Here is a 350-nt window from a genome sequence, read left to right as displayed (position 1 = left end):
ACGCACTGAACCGGTGGGAGGCGCTCACGCGCTATTGCGACGACGGACGACTGGAGATCGACAACCTGCCGGTCGAACGTGCGCTGCGCGGGGTGGCCATCGGAAGACGTAATTACCTGTTCGCGGGTGCTGACTCAGGTGGGGAACGCGCCGCTGCAATTTACAGCCTGATCGGCACGGCAAAACTCAACGGCGTCGATCCCGAGGCTTACCTACGCTTCGTGCTCGCACGCATCGCGGATCACCCGATCAACCGCGTCGACGAACTCATGCCGTGGGTCGTCACTGAGCAACTGGTTACGCCAGCGTAACTGCTGCGGCCGTCAAGACGGTACTGGCTACTCGCTTAC

At 62.0% G+C, this 350-nt stretch carries 1 protein-coding gene; it reads left to right on the top strand.

Going from position 1 to position 350, the window contains the following annotated elements; translation table 11 throughout:
• Window positions 1-311: transposase domain-containing protein (locus MKD38_RS30965; protein WP_252669808.1), on the top strand; the 311-nt coding region annotated here is incomplete at its 5' end.
• Between the last annotated feature and the right edge of the window lie 39 nt (window positions 312-350).

The organism is Cupriavidus sp. WGlv3 (genome assembly GCF_023952475.1).
GTDB lineage: Bacteria > Pseudomonadota > Gammaproteobacteria > Burkholderiales > Burkholderiaceae > Cupriavidus > Cupriavidus phytorum.
Note: the sequence above shows the minus strand (reverse complement) of the source record. Positions and strands in the feature narration are given on the sequence as shown.